This window comes from Pseudomonas inefficax (assembly GCF_900277125.1).
In the GTDB taxonomy this organism is placed as follows: Bacteria; Pseudomonadota; Gammaproteobacteria; order Pseudomonadales; family Pseudomonadaceae; genus Aquipseudomonas; species Aquipseudomonas inefficax.
Map to the genome: position 1 here is coordinate 1 of NZ_OPYN01000035.1, position 23,469 is coordinate 23,469.

Here is a 23,469-nt window from a genome sequence, read left to right on the forward strand (position 1 = left end):
CAGCAATTAACCAGGTCTGGTGCGGTGATGTGACCAGTTTGATGGTCGGGAAGCGCTGGTATCACCTAGCAGTAGTGATTGATTTGTTCGCGCGTCGGATCGTTGGCTGGGCGTTTTCCCTGATCAACGACGCCAACTTGGTTAGCAAGGCGCTGAGGATGGCGGTAGGGGTCAGGGGCAAGCATGCAGGCTTGATGTTTCACTCGGATCAAGGCTGCCAATACACCAGCCAGCGCTTCCAGTCCGAGCTGCTTGAGCATGGGATAACGCAGAGCATGAGCCGGAGGGGACAATGCTGGGATAACGCACCGACAGAGCGTTTCTTTGGGACGCTCAAGTCAGAATGGGTGCCGCCCAAGGGCTACAAGGAAATTGAAGAGGCCAAGCAGGACATGACCAGCTTCTTCATGCGATACAACCGAATCAGACTCCATAGCTACAACAACTACTTGTCGCCAATAGCTATGGAGCAGCAGGCGGCTTGATCACCGTAACTGGTGTCCGGAAATACTTGACCAGAACAGTTTACCCGCGAAGAGGCCGGTACAGGCGAATCAGGCTTGCTGATCGGCCAACTGGTCAGCCAGGCGCACGAATGCGGCCAGGTCCAGCTGTTCAGGGCGCAGGCTGCCGTCCACGCCGGCAGCTTCGATGGCCGCACTGTCGAGCAGGCCTTTCATGGTATTGCGCAGGGTCTTGCGGCGCTGGTTGAAGGCTTCGCGTACCACCTGCTCCAGCAGTTTTGCATCCTTGGCCGGGTGTGGCAGCACTTCGTGCGGCACCAGGCGGACGATGGCCGAGTCCACTTTCGGCGGTGGGTTGAAGGCGCCAGGGCCAACGTTGAACAGGTGCTCGACCCGGCAGTGGTACTGCACCATGATCGACAAGCGCCCCCAGTCACCACCACCAGGGCCGGCGGCCATGCGCTCGACCACTTCCTTCTGCAGCATGAAGTGCATGTCGCGGATCAGCCCGGCATGGCTGAGCAGGTGGAAGATCAGTGGGGTGGAGATGTTGTAAGGCAGGTTGCCCACCACCTTGAGGCTGCGCGGTGGCACGCCCAGCTGGTTGAAGTCGAACTTCAGGGCGTCGCCCTGGTGCAGGCGGAAATTGCTGCGGCCAGCGAACTTGTGCTGCAGGATCGGCACCAGGTCCTTGTCCAGTTCCACCACGTCCAGCTGTGCCCCGCTGCCCAGCAGGCCTTCGGTCAGGGCGCCCTGGCCGGGGCCGATTTCCAGCAGATGTTCGCCGGCCTTGGCATTGATGGCACGCAGGATGCGGTCGATGATGCCGGCGTCGTGCAGGAAGTTCTGGCCGAAGCGCTTGCGCGCGCGGTGTTGGTATTGCTCGTTCATGGTCGGTTCTCGGCCATCTGGTAGGCGGTTTCCAGCGCGACGCGCAGGCTGCCGGTGTCGACCTTGCCGGTGCCGGCAAGGTCCAGGGCGGTGCCGTGGTCGACCGACGTGCGGATGATCGGCAGGCCCAGGGTCACGTTGACCGCAGCGCCGAAGCCTTTGTACTTGAGTACGGGCAGGCCCTGGTCGTGGTACATCGCCAGCACCGCATCGCAGTGCTCCAGATATTTGGGGGTAAACAGGGTATCGGCCGGCAGCGGCCCGCGCAGGTCCATGCCTTCGGTGCGCAGACGGGCCAGTGTCGGCTCGATGATGTCGATTTCTTCGCGGCCCAGATGGCCACCCTCGCCCGCGTGCGGGTTGAGGCCGCACACCAGGATGCGCGGGTTGGCAATGCCGAACTTGTCGCGCATGTCGGCATGCAGGATACGGGTTACACGCTCGACGCGCTCGGCAGTGATGGCGTCGGCAATGTCGCGCAGCGGCAGGTGCGTGGTCACCAGGGCCACGCGCAGGCCTCGGGTAGCCAGCATCATCACCACTTGCGCGGTGTGGGTCAGTTCGGCAAGGAACTCGGTATGCCCGGAGAAGGCGATACCGCTTTCGTTGATCACGCCCTTGTGTACCGGGGCGGTAATCATCCCGGCGAAATGCCCGTCCAGGCAACCTTGCCCGGCACGGGTCAGGGTTTCCAGCACGAACGCCGCATTGGCCTTGTCGAGCAGGCCTGGCACTACCGGGGCCGCCAGAGCGGTATCCCAGACGTACAGGCTACCCGCTGGCGCCGGCTGCTCAGGCCATTGGCCCGGCGCTACCGGCAGCAGGTTGACGGCCAGCCCCAGCTGCGTGGCCCGCTCGGCGAGTAGGTCACGGCTGGTGATGGCGATCAGGGGGTGGGGCTGGGCGTCTGCGGCGAGCAGCAGGCACAGGTCGGGGCCTATGCCGGCCGGCTCGCCGGGGGTGACGGCGAAGCGCAGGGGCTTCACTGGGCGGCCTGGTCAGCGCCAGGCAGCTTGATTTCAACGTAGGCTTCGTCGCGGATCTGGCGCAGCCAGGTCTGCAGCTCTTCGTCGTACTTGCGGTTGCGCAGTACGTTCATGGCCTGTTGCTCACGCGCCTGCTCGGTGCTGTCGGTGGCGCGACGGCCCAGCACTTCCAGGACATGCCAGCCGTACTGGGTCTTGAACGGACGGGTGACTTCGCCTTGGGCGGCGTTGGCCATCTGCTCGCGGAACTCCGGTACCAGGCTGTTCGGGTCAACCCAGTTGAGGTCGCCGCCGTTGAGCGCCGAACCCGGGTCTTCCGAGAAGCTCTTGGCCAGCTCGCCGAAGTCTTCGCCGTCCTTGATGCGCTCGTACAGGCGCTCTGCCAGTTGCTCGGTGGCCGCCTCGCTGCGGATTTCGCTCGGCTTGATCAGGATGTGGCGCACGTGCACTTCGTCACGCAGCACGTTCTCGCTGCCACCGCGCTTCTCCTCGAGCTTGAGGATGATGAAGCCGTTGGGGATGCGGATCGGTTGGGTGATTTCACCCACCGGCATGCTGCTGAGCATCTTGGCGAAGTCCGGTGGCAACTGGCCGGCTTTACGCCAGCCCATCTCGCCGCCTTCCAGGGCGTTTTCGCTGGCGGAGCGGGCAATGGCCATCTGGCCGAAGTCCGCGCCCTGCTTGAGCTGCTGGTACACCTCGCCAACCTGGCGCGCAGCGGCCTGGATGGCTTCCGAGTTGGCCGCCTCCGGGGTCGGGATCAGGATGTTGGCCAGGCGGTACTCTTCCGACATCTGCATCTTGCCAAGGTCGGAGTTGAGGAAGTTCTTCACTTCCTGCTCGGACACCTGGATACGCTCGGCCACGCGGCGTTGGCGCACGCGGCTGATGATCATCTCGCGCTTGACCTGCTCGCGGGCGTCATCGAACGACATGCCGTCACGGGCCAGGGCGGCGCGGAACTGGTCCAGCGACATGCCGTTGCGCTGGGCAATGGTGCCCATGGCCTGGTTCAGTTCTTCGTCGGTGATGCGGATGCCGGAGCGCTCGCCGATCTGCAGCTGCAGGTTCTCGACGATCAGGCGTTCCAGCACCTGCTGGTCCAGCGCACCGGCAGGCGGCATGCCGCCGCCGCGCTTGGCGATGGTTTGCTGAACCTCGCGGACACGCTGGTCCAGCTGGCTTTGCATGACCACGTCGTTGTCGACGATGGCCACCACGCGATCAAGAGGTTGCACCGCGGCATGCACCGCGCCACTCAGCAATGCAACGCCCAGCAACGCCGGGCGCAGTCGATCAATAAGCTTGGTCTTCACGTTCACGATAACCTTGAATGCCTTGGTCGAGGAAAGATTCGACCTTGTTGCCGACTACACCACCGAGGCCTTTCAGGACGATCTGAAGGAAGATGCCGTGGTCGCCTTTTTCGTTCTGCGGAAGAGCCTGGCTGAAGTCGTCGTAGTCGATCCAGTAACGGTTGATCAGGCGCAGCTTCCAGCAGCAGTTGTCGTACTCGAAACCGCCCATGGCTTCCAGGGTGCGGTTGCGGTTGTAGTCATGCTGCCAGCGAGCGATCACGCTCCACTGCGGAACGATCGGCCAGATGACCGAGAAGTCATGCTGCTGGATCTTGTAGTAGTCCTTCACGTAGTTAGGGCTGCCCGGGGTGCCATAGTCGCCGCCGCCCACTTTCCAGGTACCGGTCGTGGAGTCGTAGGCGATGGTGTCGTTACGGTAGCGATAACCGAGGTTGACCACCTTGTTCGGGTTGTCTTCAGGCTGGTAGTGGAACATCGCAGCGCCCGAGCGTGGGCTGCGGGTGTCCGGGTCCCAGTTGTAGTTCGAGTTGAAGCGCCAGTCGCGGTTGAAGTAGTAGTTGTACATCAGCGCGTACGGCGATACGTCGGACTGCGAGTCGGTGCGGGTGCGGTAGTCGATACCAGGCAGTTGGACTTTACGGTCCTTGAAGTAGTACGCCTGGCCGATGCTGAAGTTCTGGCGCTCGAAGCCGTTTTCTTCGATCCAGCGCGTGGTCACGCCCAACGACAGCTTGTTTTCGTCGCCGATACGGTCGATACCGCTGAAGCGGTTGTCGCGGAACAGCGAGTCGTAGCTGAACACCGTTTCACCCGTGCTGAACAACGGGATATCGGTCTGGTCCTTGTATGGTACGTAGAGGTAGAACAGACGCGGCTCGAGAGTCTGGCGGTAGTTTGTACCGAACATAGAGGTGTCACGGTCGAAATACAGGCCGCTATCGACACTGAGAATCGGAACGTCGCGGTTCTGGTTGCTCTTGAAGTCGCCGTACAGATCGATTCGTCCGGGGTTATCAATAAGGTCTTGCTTACCCTTACTATCCAGATCCAGGTCGTAGTGGGTGTACATGTACTTCAGCTTTGGCGTGATATAGCCATAGCTGGCTTCCATAGGCAGGCTAATGGAAGGCGCGACATTCAGACGCGTACCATTGGATCGGGCGTTACCGAAGATGTTCTGATCTAGACGGCGCCCGCCCAGCACTTCACGTGTTACAGGATCAACTACAACCCCAGCAGTCGTATCAGGTTGGCCATCCTCGTTGAAAACCAGATCATTTTTCAGATCGCGGTCAAAGCGAACGGCTTCGGTTTCATAGCCGAAGTTCAAGCCGCCAGGCTCGAACGGCAACTTACCGTTTAGGGTAATCTGCGGCAGGCGATCATACGGCGTGATCTTCGAGATGGTCGCCATCTCGTAGGCATGCACGTTAAGGCGTGCCGTGTAGCTGTCACCACGGTAGGTCAAGGCACCTTGCTGATTGAGCAGGTCCTTGGACTCAACACCAATCTGATCGGACTCCAGATCCTGGAAGTAGAACGGATCGCTGATGTCGGTGTAGTCCACTTCAGCCATCAGGCGCTCGTCCAGCCCGCCCTTGTGCTGCCAGTTGACCATCCAGCGCTGCTCTTTGTAGTCAGTCTGGTCTTTGCGGTCGTCGTTCTTGTCGTTGAGGTACGCGCCACCGAACTGGCCTTCGCTCGAAGGCGTCAGGTAGCGGAACTCGCCTTCCATCAGCAGGCCGCGCTTGGTCATGTAGCGCGGGTACAACGTGGCATCGTAGTTCGGAGCCAGGTTGAAGTAGTACGGCGTAACCAGCATGAAGCCGGTATCGCTGGTGCTGCTGAACGACGGCGGCAGGAAGCCGGACTGGCGACGGTCGTCGATCGGGAAGTAGATGTACGGTGTGTAGAACACCGGGAAATCCTTGACCCGCAGCGTGACGTTGGTCGCGGTACCGAAACCGGTGGCCGGGTTCAGGGTGATGTTGTTGCCCTTCAGCTGCCAGGCGTTGCTGCCTGGTTCGCAGGTGGTGTACGTACCGTCCTTGAGGCGGATAATGGCGTTTTCGCCACGTTTAGCGTACAGGGCGCTGCCGCGGATGTGCGACTTGTGCATCACGTATTCGGCGTTGTCGACCTGGGCTTCGCCCGTGTCGAGCTGGATCTGTGCCTCGTCACCGACCACCAGCGAACCGTTGTCACGGATCTTGACGTTGCCCTTGAGCTCGCCACGGTTTTCGGTCTGGTAGAGGTTGGCCTCGTCGGCCTCGGCCTGCATGCTGCCCTGGCGCATCACCACGTCACCGGCGAGGGTAGCGATCTGCTGCTCCTGCTGGTACTTGGATACCTTGGCGTTGATGTAGGTCGGCGACTCGTCCTTCGGCGTGGTGTCGGCCATGCCCGGGCGGGTTGGCTCGATGTACGCGCCACCGCAGTACGGGCCGGTTTCGGCCAGCTGTGCGGCGGTGAGCTTTTCACGCGGAACCCAGTCCAGGTGGCTGTAGTCTTCGCTACGCGACTTCAGGCCACGGCCTTTGGCCTCGGTGACCAGCATAGGCCGGTCCGCGGTTTCGCCTTCGCTTGCGGCTTCGGTGCCGGTGCTGACAGCAGCACCCTCGTGCACCGGGCGCGGCGGCAGGTTGTTGGCTGGGGTCTTGGGCTTGCAGTCCCAACCACCGGAGGCGGACACTTGGCAGTCAAACTGTTCGGCTGCCACCACGTAAGACGTGGCCAGAGGTTGCAGGGCCAGCAGACCGCCGGTTACCAGCAACGGAAACTTTCTACGAAACGCGGGGGATTTCAATGCCATCTTATTAGTCCGGGCTTCCTGCGTGCCATCTGCCCGCGTGTGGGGCCGCACGCCTCTCGATGGTCTGAAAAAGATGCTGGATAATAAAGCATGACCCGCTTGACGGCTAGGGCCGTCGGAGACCCTTGTAATGCCTGAACACGATGTACGCCTGCAACAACTGACGGTCTGGCTCGATGAGCAGCTCAATGATCTTTTCCAAAAAAATGACTGGGGCGATGTGCCCGCAGGCAGCCTGACCGCGGCCAGCAGCGATGCCAGCTTCCGTCGTTATTTCCGCTGGCAGGGCGCCGGCCACAGCTTCGTCATCATGGATGCACCACCGCCGCAGGAAAACTGCCGACCGTTCGTCGCCATCGACCACCTGCTGGCCAGCGCCGATGTGCACGTGCCGCTGATCCACGCCCAGGACCTTGAGCGTGGCTTCCTGCTGCTGGGTGACCTGGGTCACCAGACATACCTTGATATCATTGATGCAGACAACGCCGACGGCCTGTTCGCCGATGCGATCGACGCGCTGCTGGCGTTCCAATGCCTGCCGATGGACGCGCCGTTACCCAGCTACGACGATGCGTTGCTGCGCCGTGAAGTCGAACTGTTCCCCGAGTGGTACGTGGGCCGTGAGCTTGGCGTGGCCCTCAGCGATGCCCAGAAAGCCACCTGGCAACGAGTCAGCCAACTGCTGATCGACAGCGCGCTGGCCCAGCCCAAGGTGCTGGTGCACCGCGACTACATGCCGCGCAACCTGATGCAGAGCACACCCAACCCAGGCGTGCTGGACTTCCAGGATGCCGTATATGGCCCTGTCACCTACGACATCACCTGCCTGTTCAAGGACGCCTTCCTCAGCTGGCCGCAGGCGCGGGTCGAAGGCTGGCTGCGCGACTACTGGCAGAAGGCGCAGGCTGCCGGCATCCCGGTGCAGGCCGACTTCGAGGCGTTCCAACGTGCCAGTGACCTGATGGGTGTGCAGCGCCACCTGAAGGTGATTGGTATCTTTGCCCGTATCTGCCACCGCGACGGCAAACCCCGTTACCTGGGCGACGTGCCGCGCTTCTTCGCCTATATAGAAGAAGTGATCAGCCGCCGGCCCGAATTGGCGGAGCTGGGTGAGCTGATTGCCGAGTTGCAGGCCGGAGCGCGTGCATGAAGGCAATGATTTTGGCTGCGGGCAAAGGCGAGCGCATGCGCCCGCTGACCCTGCACACCCCGAAACCGCTGGTCCCGGTCGCCGGTCAGCCACTGATCGAGTACCACCTGCGGGCCCTGGCTGCGGCAGGCGTGACCGAGGTGGTGATCAACCATGCCTGGCTCGGCCAGCAGATCCAGGACCACCTGGGTGACGGCAGCCGTTTCGGCTTGAGCATCCGCTATTCGCCCGAAGGCGAGCCGCTGGAAACCGGCGGTGGCATCTTCAAGGCCCTGCCATTGCTGGGTGATGCGCCGTTCCTGCTGGTGAACGGCGATGTCTGGACCGACTACGACTTCGCGCGACTGCAGGCCCCACTGCAAGGCCTGGCCCACCTGGTGCTGGTCGATAACCCTGGCCATCACGGCCGTGGCGACTTCCGCCTGGTGGGCGAGCGAGTGGTCGATGGTGACGATGCACCTGGCACGCTGACCTTCAGCGGCCTTTCGGTGCTGCACCCGGCGCTATTCGAAGGTTGCCAGCCTGGCGCCTTCAAGCTGGCGCCGCTGCTGCGCCAGGCCATGGCTGCGGGGCAGGTCAGTGGTGAGCATTACCGTGGGCACTGGGTGGATGTCGGTACCCTCGAACGCCTGGCCGAGGCCGAGCGCCTGATCGGCGAGCGCGCCTGACATGTGGTGGCCAAGCACGGTGATTGGTGCCGGTGCCGGCTTTGCGGTTGCCAGCATTCCCGGGGCCTTGCTCGGCGCGTTGCTTGGGCAGGCCATGGACCGCCGCCTGCGTTTGCAGGGCTGGGAGGACATGCGTGAACGCCTGGGCGGGCGCCCGGCCTTGCAGGATGACGAGTTACTGTTCGTGATGCTCGGGCGCCTGGCCAAGTGCGATGGCCGGGTGGGCGAGCAGCATATCCAGCAGGCGCGCCAGGAGATGGTGCGCCTGGACCTGGCCGAAGCGGCCCGGCTGCGCGCGATTGCCGCGTTCAACCGTGGCAAGGCGGGCAAGGACCGGCTGGGTGGGCACCTACGGCGCATTCGCCAGCAGCCGCATGCGGCCGAGGGCACCCTGCGTGCCTGTTGGCGCATGGTCTGGGCCGACGGCAAGATGGGCAACAAGGAGCGAGAACTGCTGCTGGACTGGGGGCAGAAACTGGGCCTGAGCCGGCGGCAGGTACAGGCCATGTCGCTGGAGTACGAGCCACGCAAGGCGGCGGTTCCGGAAGGGGTCGCCATGACCTATGCGGCGGCCTTGCGCTTGCTGGCGGTAGAGGCGGATACCGATGGCGACAAGGTCAAGCAGGCGTATCGTCGGCTGGTCAGCCGGCACCACCCGGACAAGCTTGCGGGCACTGGTGCCAGCGAGGCGCAGGTGCGTGAAGCGACCGAGCGCACCCGTGAGCTGCATCAGGCTTATGCCATGATCCGCAAGCGGCGGGGGCTTTGATGGCCTGCGCGGTAGCTGTAGGAGCGGCCTTGTGTCGCGATGGGGCGCGTAGCGGCCCCAAGTAGACAGCTTCCCAACAGATACCGCTGGGGCCGCTTTGCGGCCCATCGCGGCACAAGGCCGCTCCTACAGGCTCATCCACCCCCGCACCCGGCGGAACAGTTGCTCCTGCTCGGCCGCCTTGTTCCCCGGCATGGCAATCAGCGACAACTGCCGGTACTGGCTGTCCTTCTGCCGCTTGCTGGCCTGCAGGCGCTGCGCGGCTGCATTGCGGTCCGCGCTGCGGGTGGCGTAGTAGATGTCGGCAGTCGGTACTTTCAAGGTCGGCGCCAGGCTTTCCAGGTCATGCTCCACCCGCGCTGGCGTCTGCGCGGCGACCATCACCAGTTTCTGCACCTGCGGTGGCTGTTTCTCGCTCAGGTAGCGGGCCGCCCAATATGCGCCGCTGCCATGGCCAATCAGCACGATGCTGCGGGCGTTGTGCTGCTGGGCAAAGGCCACCGCAGCATCCAGGCGGGCAAAAACGCGCTCGGCATCGGCCGGGTCGGTTTGCTCGCTGGCCTGCTTGGCGTCAGTGCTCTCAGCGGTGTCTGCATCGGCTGCCGTAGCCTGGGCGACGTTGGCATTGGCATCGGCCGGCACATCTTTGGCCGGGGCGCTTTCGCCCTTGTCTGGCTCCGGCTCGGCAGCCGGCTTGGCCTCGACCCGCGCCTGCGGGCTGTCGGCCAGCAGGTCGGGCAGGCTGATGCTCAGGCTGTGCCAGCCGATATCGGGGAACTTCTGCCGCAGCGGGCCGACCGCGTTCGGCCAGTCAGCCGTTTCGCCAGCCCCCGGGACGATGATGACCGCCCCCTGTGGATCGCTGTCGTTGGCCGGTTTCCACAGGGCCAGGAAGCTGTCGGCGCCGGCCTGCAGCGTCTGCTGTTCGGCCTTGGGCACCAGCCGCTCGAGCGCCTGGGCATCCTCCTGGCTACGCTCCAGCAGCGGTGGGCGAGGGGCTTGGACAGCGGGTGCCTCGGTGCTGGTGGATGGTTTTTCGGCATCGGCGGCCAGGGCGCCGAGTGGAAGGATCGAAGCCAGGCAGCACATTGCCAGCGTCGTGCGATAAAGTGTGGACATGAGTCAACCCAGGGCCAGAATGATACCGGCAGCCTAATAGTATTTGCCCGTGACGGCCATGCTGCATGGCCGCTTTGCCAAGACGAGCGTGTAGATGAAGCGAGTGCGTCGCCTGTTGGTTATCGGCTGCTTGTGGCTGCCCTTGATTGCATTGGCCAGGCCCGAGGCCGTGCCCACGGTTGCCTTGGAACCTGCCCAGCAGCAATGGCTGGATACACACCGCAGCCTGCGTGTCGGCCTGGTGTTGCAGGCGCCCTACGCTCAGTTCGACCGGCGCCTGCAGCAGCTGTACGGGGCCAACGTGGAACTGGTGAGCAGCCTGGCGCAGGCGCTGCGACTGGACCTTACCTGGCGCAACTTCGCTGACCAGGCCAGCCTTGAGCATGCCCTGCAGGCCGGTGAAATCGACTTTGCCCCGGGGCTTACCCAGACCCCCGCCAGCCTGCGTCTGTGGCTGTTCAGCGACCCGTACATGCGCGTGCCGCAACTGGTGGTGGGGCCGCGCACCGGGAACATGGCCGTGGAACTGGAAACGCTCGAAGCCGAGCAGCGGGTGGCGGTGCGCATGCCCAGCCAACTGGCAGACTACCTGCGCGGCAACTACGGCAACCTCAACCTGCAAGGGGTGCCCAACGAGCGCGAGGCCCTGCAACTGGTGGTGGGCGGCCAGGCCAGTTTCGCGGTGCTGGATGAAGCCCAGCTCAGCCGCCTGTCGCGCGAAAGCGAGTTCGGCGAGCTGGCTGTGGTCGGCGATATCGGCCTGCCGCAACTGTTGCGTATCGGTTCGAGGCGCGACTGGCCGCTGCTGGCCGATGTGCTCGAGCGTGGCCTGCAGGCGCTGCCGGCCAAGGAGCTGGAGCAACTGCACCAGCGTTGGCTGCAGCCAAAGTACCCACGTCTGAGTGAGTCGACGGGTTTCTGGCAGAACCTGGCCCTGCTGTCCGGCATGCTGCTGTTGTGCGCGCTGGCCACCCTGGTGTGGCAGCGTCGGCAGCAGCGCCAGCTGGAGCGCAACCTGCTGGCCACGCGCGAAAGCCTGGTGGAGCGGCAAGTGCGTGAAGAAGCATTGCGCCTGAGCCAATTCGCCATCGACCAGAGCACTGTGGGTATCCTCTGGGTCAACTGGGACAGCCACGTACGCTACGCCAACCATGCCGCCGAACGAATGCTGGGCTACGGCGAAGGCGCGCTGCTGGAGCGGCCGCTGAGCGACTTTGAACCCAGCCTGACCATGGACCGCTGGCTGGAGCTGTGGAAGGGCGCGCGTACCGGTGCCGGCGGTGTCGGCCAGTTCGAGACGCAGTGCCGGCGGGCGGACCACAGCCTGCTGCCGGTCGAGCTGTCGCTGAGTTTTCTGCGCTTTCGTGACTCCGAGTACCTGGTGGTGTACCTCGCCGATGTCACCGAGCGCCACCGTGCCCTGGCGGCCCTGCGCGAAAGCGAGGCGCGGCTCAAGGGCATTGCCGGCAACGTGCCGGGGCTGGTGTTCCGCCTGGAGCGCGACCCGGCTGAGGGCGACCTGGAATTTCCTTACATCAGCGAGGGCAGCGAGGCCTTGGTGGGTTATTCGCCCAGCGAGATCCAGCACCCGCAGATGGGCCTGCGCAATCTGGTACATCCCGAGGACCGTGCCGATTACCACCGGGTACAGGACCTGGCCCTGGCCAGCGACCAGGACTGGTCCTGGCAGGGGCGCATCCTCACCCGCCAGGGTGAGCAGCGCTGGGCCGACATCAAGGCCAGTACCCGGCGCCTGGGCAATGGCCAAGTAGTCTGGGACGGCGTGGTGTGGGACATCACCCAGGGCAAACGGGCCGAGCTGGCGCTGGCCAAGTCCCAGGAGCAGTTGCGCGAACTGTCGGCCCACCTGGAGAGCGTGCGTGAAGAGGAAAAGGCCCGCATCGCCCGGGAAGTGCACGATGAACTGGGGCAGATGCTGACTGTGCTCAAGCTGGAGGTGTCGATGTGCGAGCTGGCCTTCGCCGAGCTGGACCCGGGTTTGAACGAGCGGCTGGCCAGCATGAAGCGCCTGATCGCCCAACTGTTCCAGTTGGTACGCGACGTGGCCACCGCTCTGCGTCCGCCGATTCTCGATGCCGGCATCGCCTCGGCCATCGAGTGGCAGGCACGGCGCTTCGAGGCACGCACGCAAATCCCTTGCCTGGTGCAAGTACCGGATAATCTGCCAGCATTGAGCGATGCCAAGGCCACAGGGCTGTTCCGTATCCTTCAGGAGGCGCTGACCAACGTGATGCGCCATGCCCAGGCGCATAGCGTGGAAATCGAACTGGTGCGTGAGCACGGGCAATTGCGCATGACTGTCAGCGACGATGGCCAGGGCTTTTGCCGCGACCAGCCCCGGCCCACCTCGTTCGGCCTGGTAGGGGTGCGTGAGCGGGTGCTGATGCTGGGCGGCAGCATGGCGCTGGACAGTGAACCGGGCGAAGGCACCAGCCTGAGCGTAGCCATACCGTTGGAGTAGGAGAGCGATCGTGATTCGAGTGTTGGTGGCCGAAGACCACACCATAGTCCGTGAGGGCATCAAGCAGTTGATTGGCCTGGCCAAGGACATGCAGGTGGCGGGGGAGGCCGGTAACGGCGAGCAGTTGCTGGAAGCCTTGCGCCACACGCCGTGCGAGGTGGTACTGCTGGATATCTCGATGCCGGGTGTGAATGGCCTGGAGGCTATCCCACGGATTCGCGCGTTGCACGACGCCCCGGCGATCCTGATGTTGTCGATGCACGATGAAGCGCAGATGGCGGCGCGGGCGCTGAAGGCCGGGGCGGCGGGCTATGCCACCAAAGACAGCGACCCGGCGCTGTTGCTGACCGCGATTCGTCGGGTTGCCGCTGGCGGGCGCTATATCGACCCGGCGTTGGCCGACCGTATGGTCTTCGAAGTGGGCCTGACCGAGTCGCGGCCGTTGCACACGCTGCTGTCGGAGCGGGAGTTTTCGGTGTTCGAACGCCTGGCCCAGGGCGCCAACGTCAACGACATCGCCCAGCAGCTGGCGCTGTCGAGCAAGACCATCAGCACCCACAAGGCGCGCCTGATGCAAAAGCTGAAAGTGAACTCGCTGGCGGAGCTGGTGAAGTACGCCATGGAGCACAAGCTGGTCTGATAGCGACATGCACCTCCTGCCGCCTGTAGCGAACCCCTGTGGGAGCGGGCGTGCCCGCGAAAGGGCCTGACCTGCTGATCTCTATGGCTGCGCCGGCCTCTTCGCGGGCACGCCCGCTCCCACAGGTTCAGTGGAGTGCTCGGGGAGGCATTCCAAACCCGCCATCTTTGTAGGGGAATCCCTACAACAAATCTTCCATGCGGATGATGGCATTCTCTCAGCACCCCCGATTTTCCGGCGCTTGCCGCTTGTCTAGTCTTTGCCTACGCAGTCATCCAACAAGAAGGTGCAGGCATGAGCGAGGCGAAGTCGAACGCTGCAACCAGCGAAACGCTGGTCAGCTTCCGTGGTGTGCAGAAGAGCTACGACGGCGAGTCGCTGATCGTCAAAAACCTCAACCTGGATATTCGCAAGGGCGAGTTCCTTACCCTGCTTGGCCCGTCCGGCTCGGGCAAGACCACCAGCCTGATGATGCTGGCCGGCTTCGAAACTCCCACCGCCGGTGAAATCCAGCTGGCCGGGCGTTCTATCAACAACGTGCCGCCGCACAAGCGCGACATCGGCATGGTGTTCCAGAACTACGCGCTGTTCCCGCACATGACCGTGGCCGAGAACCTGGCCTTCCCGCTGACCGTGCGCAACCTGAGCAAGACCGACATCAGCGAGCGGGTCAAGCGGGTGCTTAACATGGTCCAGCTCGACGCCTTCGCCAAGCGTTACCCCGGCCAGCTGTCAGGCGGCCAGCAGCAGCGTGTGGCCCTGGCCCGGGCACTGGTGTTCGAGCCGCAGCTGGTACTGATGGACGAACCGCTGGGCGCGCTGGACAAGCAGCTGCGTGAGCACATGCAGATGGAGATCAAGCACATCCACCAGCGCCTGGGCGTGACCGTGGTGTACGTGACCCACGATCAGGGCGAAGCGCTGACCATGTCCGACCGGGTGGCCGTGTTCCACCAGGGCGAAATCCAGCAGATCGCCGATCCGCGCACGCTGTATGAAGAACCCTGCAACACCTTCGTCGCCAACTTCATCGGCGAGAACAACCGCATCAACGGCACCTTGCTCGCCAGTGACGGCAAGCGCTGCCAGGTGCAGTTGCCGCGCGGCGAGCGGGTCGAGGCGCTGGCGGTGAATGTCGGCCAGGCCGGCGAGCCGGTGACCCTGTCGATCCGCCCGGAGCGCGTGCGCCTGAACGGCCATAGCGAAAGCTGCGTGAACCGCTTCTCGGGCCGGGTGGCCGAATTCATTTACCTGGGCGACCACGTGCGGGTGCGCCTGGAAGTTTGCGGCAAGGGCGACTTCTTCGTGAAACAGCCGATTGCCGAACTCGACCCGGCCCTGGCCGTGGGCGATGTGGTACCGCTGGGCTGGGAGGTGGAGCACGCCCGCGCGCTCGATCCGATTGCCGAAGCCCATTGATGGATTGCTTCACCAACCCTGTACTGTGGAGAGAATAATAATGCGCAAGCAGTTGAAACTGACCGCCCTGGCCCTGGGGCTGTTCGCCGCCGGCCAAGCCATGGCCGCAGACCTTACCGTGGTCTCGTTCGGTGGCGCCAACAAGGCGGCCCAGGTCAAGGCGTTCTACGAGCCGTGGGAAAAGGCCGGCAAGGGCAAGATCGTCGCGGGTGAGTACAACGGCGAAATGGCCAAGGTCAAAGCCATGGTCGACACCAAGAGCGTGTCGTGGAACCTGGTGGAAGTAGAGTCGCCAGAACTGGCCCGCGGCTGTGACGAGGGCATGTTCGAAGAACTCGACCCGGCCCTGTTCGGTAATGAGGCCGACTATGTGCCGGGTGCCATCCAGCCATGCGGCGTGGGCTTCTTCGTATGGTCCACGGTGCTGGCCTACAACGCCGACAAGCTGAAGACTGCACCGACCAGCTGGGCCGACTTCTGGGACACCAAGAAATTCCCGGGCAAACGCGGCCTGCGCAAGGGTGCCAAGTACACCTTGGAATTCGCCCTGATGGCCGACGGTGTGGCGCCGAAGGATGTATACCAGGTGCTGGGCACCAAAGAGGGTGTGGACCGCGCCTTCAAGAAGCTCGACGAACTCAAGCCAAGCATCCAGTGGTGGGAAGCCGGCGCCCAGCCGCCACAGTACCTGGCCTCGGGTGACGTGGTCATGAGCTCGGCCTACAACGGCCGCATTGCTGCAGTGCAGAAAGAGAGCAACCTGAAGGTTGTGTGGAATGGCGGCATCTATGACTTCGACGCCTGGGCCATCCCGAAAGGTGCCAAGGATGTCGAGGAAGCGAAGAAATTCATCGCTTTCAGCGTGCAGCCTGAGCAGCAGAAGATCTACTCCGAGAACATCGCGTACGGCCCGGCCAATTCCAAGGCCGTGAGCCTGTTGTCGGATGATGTGAAGAAGGACATGCCGACCACGCCTGAAAACATTGCCAACCAGGTGCAGATCGACGTGGCCTTCTGGGCTGACAACAGCGAGCAGCTGGAGCAACGCTTCAACGCCTGGGCGGCGAAGAAGTAAAGGACCAGCGTAGGGGGCCGCTTTGCGGCCCATCGCCGGCAAGCCAGCTCCCACAGGGGCAGCGCCATCCCCGAGGCCAGTGCAGTACCTGTGGGGAAAGCTCCTACAGGGATCAGAAGCCTCGAAGCCAGTGCAGCACCTGTGGGAGCTGGCTTGCCGGCGATGGGCTGCGCAGCAGCCCCATTTTTCAGTTCGTATCGCGGAGTTCGCCATGGCCATTGCAGTGCCCCTCAAAGAAGGCGCAGGTCCAAGTCTCAAGCAGCGCCTCAAGCACGCCGAGCGGGTCAACCGCTGGAAGGCGCAGGCGTTGATCGCGCCGCTGGCGCTGTTCCTTTTGCTGGTGTTCCTGGTGCCGATCGCGGCGCTGCTGTACAAGAGCGTCGGCAACCCGGAAGTGGTCGGCGGCCTGCCGCGCACCGTGGGCGTCATCACCCAGTGGGATGGCAAGAGCCTGCCGGGCGAAGACGTGTACAAGGCGTTGAGCCAGGACCTGGCCGAATCGCGCAAGAACCAGACCCTGGGCGACCTTTCCAAACGCCTGAACATGGAGCTGGCCGGTTACCGCAGCCTGTTGGCCAAGACCGCGCGGGCGCTGCCGTTCAAGAGTGAACCCGCTTCCTATAAAGATGCCTTGCAGGCTCTCGACGAGCGTTGGGGCGACCCGGCCTACTGGCAGGCGATCCGCCGCAACACCAGCACGGTCACCTCGTTCTACCTGCTGGCTTCGCTCGACCACCGTATCGATGACCTTGGCGAACTGGCCAAGGCCACCCCGGACCAGGCCATCTACCTGGACATCTTCGCCCGCACCTTGTGGATGGGTGTGGTGATTACCGCCATCTGCCTGGTGCTTGCATACCCGCTGGCCTACCTGCTGGCCAACCTGCCGACCCGGCAGAGCAACTTGCTGATGATCCTGGTGCTGCTGCCATTCTGGACTTCGATCCTGGTGCGGGTAGCAGCGTGGATCGTGCTGCTGCAGTCGGGTGGCCTGATCAACAGCGCGCTGATGGCCATGGGCATCATCGACCAGCCGCTGGAACTGGTGTTCAACCGCACCGGCGTGTACATCTCGATGGTGCACATCCTGTTGCCGTTCATGATCCTGCCGCTGTACAGCGTGATGAAGGGTATTTCGCCCAGCTACATGCGTGCGGCGATCTCGCTGGGCTGCCACCCGTTCGCCAGCTTCTGGCGGGTGTACTTCCCGCAGACCTACGCCGGGGTTGGCGCTGGCTGCCTGCTGGTGTTCATCCTGGCCATCGGCTACTACATTACCCCGGCATTGCTGGGCAGCCCGAATGACCAGATGGTCAGCTACTTCGTGGCGTTCTATACCAACACCAGCATCAACTGGGGCATGGCCACCGCGCTGGGCGGGCTGTTGCTGCTGGCGACCGTGCTGTTGTACCTGATCTATAGCTGGCTGGTCGGCGCCAGCCGCCTGCGCCTGAGCTGAGGAGCCTTGTCATGCTGAGCCCTTACATGTCGCCCGTGGAGCGGGTGTGGTTCTACAGCCTGCGCATTCTTTGCGGCTTGATCCTGCTGTTCCTCATACTGCCGGTGCTGGTGATCGTGCCGCTGTCGTTCAACAGTGGCAGTTTTCTGGTTTACCCGCTGCAGGGCTTCTCGCTGCAGTGGTACCAGGACTTCTTCGGCTCGGCCGAGTGGATGCGGGCCCTGAAGAACAGCATCATCGTCGCCCCGGCAGCCACGGTGCTGGCCATGGTGTTCGGCACCCTGGCGGCGATCGGCCTGACCCGTGGCGACTTCCCGGGCAAGTCGCTGGTGATGGCACTGGTGATTTCGCCGATGGTGGTGCCGGTGGTGATCATCGGCGTGGCCAGCTACCTGTTCTTTGCCCCCCTGGGCATGGGCAACAGCTTCACCTCGCTGATCCTGGTGCATGCGGTACTGGGCGTGCCGTTCGTCATCATTACCGTGTCGGCGACCTTGCAGGGCTTCAACTACAACCTGGTGCGCGCTGCGGCCAGCCTGGGCGCCTCGCCACTGCTGACTTTCCGCCGGGTGACCCTGCCGCTGATCGCGCCGGGGGTGATTTCGGGGGCGTTGTTCGCCTTTGCCACGTCGTTTGACGAAGTAGTGGTGACACTGTTCCTGGCCGGGCCGGAGCAGGCGACCCTGCCGCGGCAGATGTTCAGTGGTATTCGCGAGAACCTGAGCCCGACCATTGCCGCGGCGGCGACCTTGCTGATTGCCTTCTCGGTAGTGTTGCTGCTGACCCTGGAGTGGTTGCGTGGGCGTAGCGAGAAGCTAAGGACCCAGCAGCCGGCTTGATTGGTAGCTCAAGGCCTGCGCATTACCCTTGTAGGAGCAGCCTTGTGCTGCGAAGAGGCCGGTAAGACAAAAGCTATTCTTCGGCCCTACCGGCCTCTTCGCAGCACAAGGCTGCTCCTACAGACGCGAAGACGCCGGCACAGGTTGATGCTAATCAGCCTTCATCCGCTTCCCTGGGTTACAATGCGCGCCACCGTGATTCTGCCAACAGGTGCGCCATGCAGCCCTACGCTATTGCCCCCTCCATTCTCTCCGCCGATTTCGCCCGCCTGGGCGAGGACGTCGACAAGGTATTGGCTGCGGGTGCCGACATCGTCCACTTCGATGTCATGGACAACCACTACGTCCCCAACCTGACCATCGGCCCGATGGTCTGCACCGCCCTGCGCAAGTACGGTGTCACCGCGCCGATCGACGTGCACCTGATGGTCAGCCCGGTCGACCGCATCATCGGCGACTTCATCGAAGCTGGCGCCACCTACATCACCTTCCACCCGGAAGCCTCGCAGCACATCGACCGTTCGCTGCAGCTGATCAAGGATGGTGGTTGCAAGGCCGGCCTGGTGTTCAACCCGGCCACCAGCCTGGATGCCCTGAAGTACGTGATGGACAAGGTCGACATGGTACTGCTGATGAGCGTCAACCCGGGCTTTGGCGGGCAGAAATTCATCCCTGGCACCCTCGACAAGCTGCGCGAAGCGCGTGCGCTGATCGACGCCAGCGGCCGTGATATCCGCCTGGAAATCGACGGTGGCGTCAACGTCAACAACATTCGCGAGATCGCTGCCGCTGGCGCCGATACGTTCGTTGCCGGCTCGGCGATCTTCAATGCCCCGGACTATCAGGAAGTCATCGCCAAGATGCGCGCCGAACTGGCCCAGGCCCGCCCATGAGTGGCTTCGAGCAGCTGTTCCCCGGGACGCTGCCCAGGCTGGTGATGTTCGATCTGGACGGTACCCTGATCGACTCCGTGCCAGACCTGGCCGCTGCCGTGGACCGGATGCTGCTCGAACTGGGGCGCCCGCCTGCGGGCCTTGCGGCGGTGCGCCACTGGGTGGGCAACGGTGCCCAGGTGCTTGTGCGCCGGGCACTGGCCGGTGGCATCGACCACGCTGGTGTAGACGATGCGCTGGCCGACCAGGCGCTGGCGCTGTTCATGGACGCCTATGCCGAAAGCCACGAACTGACCGTGGTCTACCCCGGTGTGCAGGACACCCTGCGCTGGTTGCGCAAGCAGGGCGTGGAAATGGCCCTGATCACCAACAAGCCCGAGCGTTTCGTTGGCCCGCTGCTGGACCAGATGAAGATCGGCAACTACTTCCGCTGGATCATCGGTGGCGACACCCTGCCGCAGAAAAAGCCAGACCCTGCGGCGCTGCTGTTCGTCATGCAGATGGCCGGTGTTACCCCGCAGCAGTCGCTGTTCGTCGGCGATTCACGCAGCGACGTGCTGGCGGCCAAGGCGGCTGGCGTGCAGTGCGTGGGCCTGACCTACGGCTACAACCACGGGCGGCCGATCCACGACGAATCCCCCAGCCTGGTGATCGACGACCTGCGCGCACTGCTGCCCGGTTGCGCAGACCCGGCCACTGGGATAACGTTGGCGGACCTTCAAGCCTCACAAGACAGAGAGTCCACCGTGGCGGTTACCGGCAAATTCTGGATGAAAGTCATCAAGGCCCTGGCCCGTTGGCGTTGGCGCGCCTGACTTCCGCCTGCCGGCGCGTGCCGGCCCGTCCGTTTGCCTGACCTATTGCTGCTTGCCACGAGGCTACCCATGACCCGCGAAGAATTCCTGCGCCTGGCCGCTGCCGGCTACAACCGCATTCCCCTGGCCTGCGAAACCCTGGCCGACTTCGACACGCCGCTGTCGATCTACCTGAAACTGGCCGACCAGCCCAACTCGTATCTGCTCGAATCGGTGCAGGGCGGCGAGAAGTGGGGCCGTTACTCGATGATCGGCCTGCCGTCGCGCACCGTGATGCGCGTGCACGGTTACCACGTCAGCATCCTGCAGGATGGCGTTGAGGTGGAAAGCCACGACGTCGAAGACCCGCTAGCCTTCGTCGAAACCTTCAAGGACCGTTACAAGGTCGCCGATATCCCTGGCCTGCCGCGCTTCAACGGCGGCCTGGTCGGTTACTTCGGCTACGACTGCGTGCGCTATGTGGAAAAGCGCCTGGGCGCCAGCCCCAACCCGGACCCGCTGGGCGTGCCGGATATCCTTTTGATGGTGTCCGATGCAGTGGTGGTATTCGACAACCTGGCGGGCAAGATGCACGCGATCGTGCTGGTCGACCCGGCTGAAGAGCAGGCTTTCGAGCAGGGGCAGGCACGCCTGCAAGGCCTGCTGGAGACCCTGCGTCAGCCGATCACCCCACGCCGTGGTCTGGATCTGAGTGGCCCGCAGGCTGCCGAGCCGGAATTCCGCTCCAGCTATACCCGCGAGGATTACGAGAACGCCGTCGGCCGCATCAAGGAATACATCCTGGCCGGTGACTGCATGCAGGTGGTGCCGTCGCAACGCATGTCGATCGATTTCAAGGCTGCGCCAATCGACCTGTACCGCGCGCTGCGCTGCTTCAACCCGACGCCATACATGTACTTCTTCAACTTTGGCGACTTCCATGTGGTCGGCAGCTCGCCCGAGGTGCTGGTGCGCGTCGAGGACAACCTGGTAACCGTACGCCCGATTGCCGGCACCCGCCCGCGTGGTGCTACCGAAGAGGCCGACCGCGCGCTGGAAGACGACCTGCTGTCGGACGACAAGGAAATTGCCGAGCACCTGATGCTGATCGACCTGGGCCGTAACGACGTCGGGCGCGTGTCCTCGACCGGTAGCGTGCGCCTGACCGAGAAGATGGTAATCGAGCGTTATTCCAACGTGATGCACATTGTGTCCAACGTTACCGGCCAGCTGCGCGAAGGGCTGACGGCAATGGACGCACTGCGGGCGATCCTGCCGGCCGGTACCTTGTCGGGTGCACCGAAGATTCGTGCGATGGAGATCATCGACGAGCTGGAGCCGGTCAAGCGTGGGGTTTATGGTGGTGCCGTGGGTTACTTCGCGTGGAACGGCAACATGGATACCGCGATTGCCATCCGTACTGCGGTGATCAAGGACGGTGAACTGCATGTGCAGGCCGGGGGCGGTATTGTTGCCGACTCGGTGCCGGCGCTGGAGTGGGAAGAGACCATCAACAAGCGCCGGGCGATGTTCCGCGCGGTGGCGCTGGCTGAGCAGACTTCGGCCAAATAAATTGATTGGGGCTGCTGCGCAGCCCATCGCGACACAAGGCCGCTCCTACAGGGGATCGCATTTTTTCGGCAATCGCCCTGTAGGAGCGGCCTTGTGTCGCGATGGGCCGCCAAGCGGCCCCAAAATTCAGAAGTCCACACTAACTCCCAAACTCACCCCCTGCTGCGTCAACTCATCACTCTTGCGCCAGTTGTAGTTACCGCGCAAATGCAGCCCCGCCACCACTTCATGGCTCACCCCCAGGCTCGCCCGGGTCAGGTCGCTGTGCGGCGTATACCCAGTCAGGGTGAAGTCATTCGCCGGCAGGCTGGTCAGGTGCATCGTCACATCCTGCTGGTCATCCTCGAACTCATGCTCCTGCGCCACTTCGGCGAACAGCCGGGTACTCGGCAGCACCTGCACACTGCCCAGCAACCCCACGCCCAAACGGCGTGATGTACGTTCCTGATCATCGAAGCCCAGCGCCGTCGAGCGCCCGCTTTTCTCGTCATAGCCATCCACCTTCACCCGCGCGTAGTCGGCGCTGATGAACGGCGCCAGCTGCCAGCTGCTGCTCTCAGCCGCCAGGTTGTAGCCCAACCGCCCCGACATCGCCCAGGCTTCGCCATCGGTATCACCCTTTTCGCTGCGGTCGTTCACGCCAAGGGCGAAGGTGCGCTTGAGGTCGCTGTAGTCCAGGTGCCCGGCGGTCAGCGCCGCGTCGGCCCACCAGCGGTCCTGGCGGTATTGGGCGAAGACGCTGGCAAGGTAGCTGTCCAGCTTGTAGTCCGAGTCCTGTTCGCCGGCTTCCAGCTTCTGCCGGTACACGCCGCCGGCCAGGCCCAGGCGCCAGGCGTCATTCAGGCGGTAGCTGCCGCCCAGGGTCAGGTTGTAGCCCCGGCCGTCACCGCTGGCCGCGCTGCGTTGGCCGTCGTAGTCCAGGTCCTGGGCGCCGCTGGCGACAAAGGCTTGCCACTGGCCCACCGCCTGCCAGGGTGTCTGCCACTGGTTGCGCAGTTCGTCCTGGTGGGCGCGCACGCTGGCGTGGGCCATTTCGGGCAGCAGCGTCAGTTCCCATGGGGCGGAAAGGATCGAGTAGGCGTAATCGGCGATCAATTGCTGGCCGGCGATGGTCGGGTGCACCGAGTCGTTGAACAGCAGCTTGGTCGGGTCCGGCGTGGCGCCGTTGGCACCATACACCGGGTTTTCCACGCATCCCTCACCGCTGTAGCAGGTGCCAACCAGGTTCTGGCCGCTGGCCAGGCCGAACTGCTCGGGGCTGGCCAATGCCTCGCTCAGCAGCACGGGGATGTTCAGCGGAATGATCTCGGCATCGATCTGCCCCAGCTGGCTGAGCAGCGACTGGTTGAACGCGCCGGATAGTAGCGACAGCGGGCCTTGTTGCGGCGTACCGCTGAAGTTCGGTGTTTGCCCGAGGTCGGGCAGCAGCCAGACCATGATGTAGCGGGCGCCGCCTTGCTGCAGGGCCTGCGCGCTGGCGGCCAGGCGGGAACCGGCGGCCACGGCGTCGGCCGGGCTGTTGACCAGGCCTTGCAGGAAGTCATTGCCGCCGCCGGTCAGGTAGTACAGCGCGTTGGGGTCGGCACGCAGGCCGTTGGCCAGGTAGCCCGGTCTGTCACGCAGTACCAGCCCGGCCCCGGGGCGCCCTGGTGGGATGATGGTTTCGGATGTGGTGGTGATCGAATCCAGAATCTGCTGGGTGGTGTAACCGCCAACTGCCCAGTTGTTGCCATCAGGCACCCCAAGGATGGGGTTGATCGGCGAGGTGGAGGGGCCAAGTTCAGCCGGGTCCACGCCCAATCGTCCGCCCAGGATCATGGGTGACACGGGCGCATAATTGCCATTGGCATCGCGGTTGGTGAACCGTATGCCGCCAAACTGCCCCGAGTCGCTGAGGCTGTCGCCGAACACGATCATGCTGGAGTAGGGCGACGGTGCCGCGAACGCCTGGCTGCAGGCCAGCGCCAGTGAGGCGAGGGTAAAGCGCAGGAATGGTGCTTTTCGCATCGGTGAACATCCTTTTCCTTGTATTTATGAAGGATTGCCCGATCGACCTTAGCAAATCGCGGTGCATCCCTCCCAAGTCCATTCGTTTCCCCGTGTTTACGGGCATATTGC

Annotated in this window: 19 protein-coding genes; 13 read left to right on the forward strand and 6 right to left on the reverse strand. The window is 63.6% G+C overall.

What is annotated here, in order from left to right:
• Positions 1-485: IS3 family transposase (locus tag JV551A3_RS03415; protein ID WP_133978342.1), on the forward strand; the 485-nt coding region annotated here is incomplete at its 5' end.
• A 69-nt stretch (positions 486-554) separates the two neighbouring features.
• Here the strand turns inward: JV551A3_RS03415 and rsmA are convergent.
• From rsmA to JV551A3_RS03435, 4 genes are read right to left on the reverse strand one after another with little or no spacing between them, the layout of a single operon-like run.
• Positions 555-1,355, reverse strand: coding sequence for a 16S rRNA (adenine(1518)-N(6)/adenine(1519)-N(6))-dimethyltransferase RsmA (rsmA, locus tag JV551A3_RS03420; RefSeq protein ID WP_133970095.1), 801 nt, complete (start codon positions 1,353-1,355; stop codon positions 555-557).
• A complete protein-coding gene (pdxA, locus tag JV551A3_RS03425; RefSeq protein WP_133970096.1) occupies positions 1,352-2,341 on the reverse strand; it encodes a 4-hydroxythreonine-4-phosphate dehydrogenase PdxA in 990 nt (329 codons plus the stop codon). The genes rsmA and pdxA overlap by 4 nt, the downstream gene beginning before the upstream one ends.
• Positions 2,338-3,657 carry a peptidylprolyl isomerase gene (locus JV551A3_RS03430; protein ID WP_133970097.1) on the reverse strand — a complete coding sequence of 440 codons (1,320 nt, stop codon included), beginning with the start codon at positions 3,655-3,657 and terminating at the stop codon, positions 2,338-2,340. Before JV551A3_RS03430 ends, pdxA begins: the two co-directional genes overlap by 4 nt.
• Complete coding sequence (locus tag JV551A3_RS03435; protein ID WP_133970098.1) at positions 3,638-6,472, reverse strand: LPS-assembly protein LptD; 2,835 nt, start codon at positions 6,470-6,472, stop codon at positions 3,638-3,640. The genes JV551A3_RS03430 and JV551A3_RS03435 overlap by 20 nt, the downstream gene beginning before the upstream one ends.
• 130 nt (positions 6,473-6,602) lie before the next feature.
• On the opposite strand from JV551A3_RS03435, the gene JV551A3_RS03440 reads away from it, so the two are divergent.
• Genes JV551A3_RS03440 through JV551A3_RS03450 form a run of 3 tightly spaced genes read left to right on the forward strand, consistent with a single transcriptional unit; the run spans position 6,603 to position 9,059 of the window.
• Entirely contained in the window at positions 6,603-7,622 is a 1,020-nt protein-coding gene (locus tag JV551A3_RS03440) for an aminoglycoside phosphotransferase family protein (RefSeq protein WP_133978344.1), read from the forward strand.
• A complete protein-coding gene (murU, locus tag JV551A3_RS03445) occupies positions 7,619-8,290 on the forward strand; it encodes an N-acetylmuramate alpha-1-phosphate uridylyltransferase MurU (protein ID WP_133970100.1) in 672 nt (223 codons plus the stop codon). Before JV551A3_RS03440 ends, murU begins: the two co-directional genes overlap by 4 nt.
• A 1-nt stretch (position 8,291) precedes the next feature.
• Positions 8,292-9,059 carry a TerB family tellurite resistance protein gene (locus JV551A3_RS03450; protein WP_112251558.1) on the forward strand — a complete coding sequence of 256 codons (768 nt, stop codon included), beginning with the start codon at positions 8,292-8,294 and terminating at the stop codon, positions 9,057-9,059.
• Between the two features lie 126 nt (positions 9,060-9,185).
• Here JV551A3_RS03450 and JV551A3_RS03455 read toward each other — a convergent pair whose 3' ends face one another.
• The gene (locus tag JV551A3_RS03455) at positions 9,186-10,178 is read right to left on the reverse strand and encodes an alpha/beta hydrolase family protein (RefSeq protein ID WP_133970101.1); all 993 of its coding nucleotides are present in this window, start codon (positions 10,176-10,178) and stop codon (positions 9,186-9,188) included.
• 94 nt (positions 10,179-10,272) lie between these two features.
• On the opposite strand from JV551A3_RS03455, the gene JV551A3_RS03460 reads away from it, so the two are divergent.
• The 9 genes from JV551A3_RS03460 (at position 10,273) to trpE (ending at position 21,351) form a co-directional block, all read left to right on the forward strand.
• Positions 10,273-12,660 (forward strand): PAS domain-containing sensor histidine kinase, encoded by a 2,388-nt coding sequence (locus JV551A3_RS03460; protein ID WP_133970102.1) that lies wholly within the window; start codon positions 10,273-10,275, stop codon positions 12,658-12,660.
• A gap of 7 nt (positions 12,661-12,667) precedes the next feature.
• A complete protein-coding gene (locus JV551A3_RS03465; RefSeq protein ID WP_177421245.1) occupies positions 12,668-13,300 on the forward strand; it encodes a response regulator in 633 nt (210 codons plus the stop codon).
• A gap of 294 nt (positions 13,301-13,594) precedes the next feature.
• Entirely contained in the window at positions 13,595-14,719 is a 1,125-nt protein-coding gene (locus JV551A3_RS03470) for an ABC transporter ATP-binding protein (protein WP_112251565.1), read from the forward strand.
• 40 nt (positions 14,720-14,759) lie between these two features.
• Positions 14,760-15,794, forward strand: a complete 1,035-nt coding sequence (locus tag JV551A3_RS03475) for an ABC transporter substrate-binding protein (RefSeq protein ID WP_133970104.1) — start codon at positions 14,760-14,762, stop codon at positions 15,792-15,794.
• 211 nt (positions 15,795-16,005) lie between these two features.
• Entirely contained in the window at positions 16,006-17,253 is a 1,248-nt protein-coding gene (locus tag JV551A3_RS03480) for an ABC transporter permease (protein WP_013970602.1), read from the forward strand.
• An 11-nt stretch (positions 17,254-17,264) separates the two neighbouring features.
• Positions 17,265-18,092 (forward strand): ABC transporter permease, encoded by an 828-nt coding sequence (locus tag JV551A3_RS03485; protein WP_003260880.1) that lies wholly within the window; start codon positions 17,265-17,267, stop codon positions 18,090-18,092.
• Between the two features lie 218 nt (positions 18,093-18,310).
• Positions 18,311-18,985: a ribulose-phosphate 3-epimerase gene (gene rpe / locus JV551A3_RS03490; RefSeq protein WP_027917448.1), complete on the forward strand. Its 675-nt coding sequence runs from the start codon at positions 18,311-18,313 to the stop codon at positions 18,983-18,985.
• On the forward strand, positions 18,982-19,800 hold the full coding sequence (locus tag JV551A3_RS03495; RefSeq protein WP_133970105.1) for a phosphoglycolate phosphatase: 819 nt from the start codon (positions 18,982-18,984) through the stop codon (positions 19,798-19,800). Before rpe ends, JV551A3_RS03495 begins: the two co-directional genes overlap by 4 nt.
• Positions 19,801-19,869: 69 nt before the next feature.
• The gene (gene trpE, locus JV551A3_RS03500) at positions 19,870-21,351 is read left to right on the forward strand and encodes an anthranilate synthase component I (RefSeq protein ID WP_013970606.1); all 1,482 of its coding nucleotides are present in this window, start codon (positions 19,870-19,872) and stop codon (positions 21,349-21,351) included.
• 126 nt (positions 21,352-21,477) lie between these two features.
• Here trpE and estP read toward each other — a convergent pair whose 3' ends face one another.
• The gene (estP, locus tag JV551A3_RS03505; protein WP_133970106.1) at positions 21,478-23,358 is read right to left on the reverse strand and encodes an esterase EstP; all 1,881 of its coding nucleotides are present in this window, start codon (positions 23,356-23,358) and stop codon (positions 21,478-21,480) included.
• Positions 23,359-23,469 lie beyond the last annotated feature (111 nt).